The organism is Paenibacillus ehimensis NBRC 15659 (genome assembly GCF_004000785.1).
In the GTDB taxonomy this organism is placed as follows: Bacteria; Bacillota; Bacilli; order Paenibacillales; family NBRC-103111; genus Paenibacillus_G; species Paenibacillus_G ehimensis.
In genome coordinates this window covers 1-2,358 of sequence record NZ_BILX01000167.1, presented here as the reverse complement: position 1 = coordinate 2,358, position 2,358 = coordinate 1, and the positions used below count along the sequence as shown (strand labels likewise).

The window sequence follows — 2,358 nt, the reverse complement described above, 5'->3', positions numbered from 1 at the left end:
TGCGCTTGCGGCTTGGGCACCGGCCCCGCCGCGTTCGCTCCGGCCGGCTTGCCTGCGGGCGCGGCGGCATACGCGTGCTGCTTCGCCTCCCCGGCCTGCGGCTTCGTCAGCGGCCCGTGGATCCGCTCGGTTCCCTGCGTGGCAAGCGATACGCCGAAAAAGATGCAGAAGGCCATCGCCAACCCTACCGCGCCGACTTTGACGAACGCGTTTCCCCTCACCTGTACTCCCCTCTCTTTCTCTCCGGAACCCGGGACCGGCCGTTACTTTTTCCCGTCTTTCCCCTCTGTAACCGGCGCATCGACCTTCTCCGCATTCAGGATCACTTCGGAAATCGCTTTGGCCAGGGCGTCCACAGTGCGGTAGCACTCCTCCAGGCTGTTGTCCACCCCGCCGACTTCGATCAGCACGCTGTTCGGGGAGAAGGTCTGATTGTAGACGCCGTTGCCTTCTCCGTTTTTGGCATGGATGCCCTTGGAGAGGCCGGGATACTTCGCTTGGAGCACCCGGTCGATTTGTTCGGCGAACTGGTAGTTCTGCTTCCAATTCGGATTTTTACCGCCGATGATAAAGTAGATTTGCGCGTAATTTTTTCCGTTGATCGTTGCCGTCGTCTTGTCGCGGCGCTGCGAGTCGCGGTGAATGTCAAAATAAAATTTCAGGTCCGGATGCCCGGATACGGCCTCTTCCAGCGTTTTGAACGAATACTTGTAGGAATAATAATAGTTGAAGCTTTTCTCGATGGCCGGATAGTTTTTATCCGAGTGCACGGCGCCGATGCCTTCCTTTTCCAGCATTTGCGCGAGCCGCAGCCCGACCAGCGTTACGTTCCGCTTCGGGTCGTACGCTTTGTCCGGATCTCTCACGCCGGGCAGCTCCGGCAAATACGATTCCTGATTGTGCGATTGATAGATGAAAGCGACGTTCTTGCCGGCTGTTCTCGGTCCCTCGGCCGCTGGCAGCGGGATGGCCGGTCCCTGCACTTTCCCTTCGTCTGCCGATTTCGCTCCGGGGTTGGCCGTGATCGAGCCCGCTTCCCCCAAGTCCCCGCGCTGGAACACGTCCGATTTGGGGCCGTAGTCCTCGGGAGAATCGACGACGAAGCCGTCGGCGCCGCTAAGCAGCACGGATCGCTCCTGCGACAGCCCGGGAACCTCCCGGGAAATGAGCGTTTTGGGATCTTTCGGATTCAGATCGGTAAACAGCGAGAACAGGAAGCCCGACACGTTCGATTGCGAAAACGTAAATGACTTTCGGTCCTGCTGAAGACCCGGCACCTCCATTCCCATCATATCCATGAAGAAACGGCTGGATACGGACGCGGCAAGTCCCTTCATCGACGTGGAAGGGGAAGGATTCGACATGTTCGAATGCACATACCCCAGCAAACCGATCGCTATAAAAAACAGCAGACAACCTGTCATCAGGATGGTAAACGTCCTGGAGTACATGCCGATGGCTTGTCCCATTTTCCGGTACCTGCTTAAATTGACGGTTACGGCCGGCCACTTCATGATCCATTCCTCCTTGTTCGGCTTCTGGTGCATCTTCGGCTGAGCAGGCACCCTCCGGCGCTTGTGTGCCGCCGGAAGTCCGCTTCTCTATTACCAACTCTATGAAGCCGCGCTAGAAGATAGAACCTGAAAATCATAGACCGTGAGAAAATACGCCGGCTTCACCAAAAAACGCCCGGGACGGAGGATCGTTATCCTACCGTTCCCGGACGTTCGTTCGGCTTAATGCGTATACGCGGACACGTTGCTCGTATCGACCGCCTCATGCAGCGCGGCATTCAGCCCGCTGGCAATAATATTGGCGATATCTTCGATAAACTGGTCGATTTCCTTCGGCGTCACGAGCAGATCGTGGCCGAGCGGGTTCAGCACTTCCTTCACCAGCTGCAGCCGCTCCTGCTCCTGCATGTTGTCGAGAAGACCGAGAATGTGCCCGGTGTTCGTCGTCTGCTTGCGGAAATGGTCATGCATCATGTCGAACGCATTGTTCACGATCGTCGACGCATAGACGACGGTCGGCACGCCGATGGCGATGACGGGCACCCCAAGCGTATCCAGCGTCAGGCCTCTGCGCTTGTTGCCGATGCCCGACCCGGGGTGAATGCCCGTATCCGCGATCTGAATCGTCGTGTTGACCCGCTCTAACGAACGGGACGCCAGCGCGTCGATGGCGATGACCAGATCGGGCTTCGCCTGCTCGACGATCCCCTGAACGATCTGACTTGTCTCAATTCCGGTCGTCCCGAGCACGCCCGGCGCCACGGCGCTGACCGGACGGTAGCCCGGGCTGACCTGGCCCGGCATCAGCTCGAAATAATGGCGGGTCACCATCACGTTCTCCACG

General features: G+C 58.4%; 2 protein-coding genes and 1 pseudogene. All 3 read right to left on the bottom strand.

Annotated elements, in window-relative coordinates:
* Nucleotides 1-221 (bottom strand): annotated as a pseudogene (locus tag PEH01S_RS34085) (hypothetical protein); the annotation flags it as partial.
* Between the two features lie 42 nt (nt 222-263).
* Nucleotides 264-1,514, bottom strand: coding sequence for a stage II sporulation protein P (gene spoIIP, locus PEH01S_RS34080; protein ID WP_025851317.1), 1,251 nt, complete (start codon nt 1,512-1,514; stop codon nt 264-266).
* 222 nt (nt 1,515-1,736) lie between these two features.
* Nucleotides 1,737-2,358: GPR endopeptidase (gene gpr / locus PEH01S_RS34075; protein WP_127490438.1), on the bottom strand; the 622-nt coding region annotated here is incomplete at its 5' end.

What these genes read in the sequence shown, in the direction of transcription:
- spoIIP (WP_025851317.1), bottom strand. Translation starts at nt 1,514, where the DNA reads ATGAAGTGGCCGGCCGTAACCGTCAATTTAAGCAGGTACCGGAAAATG.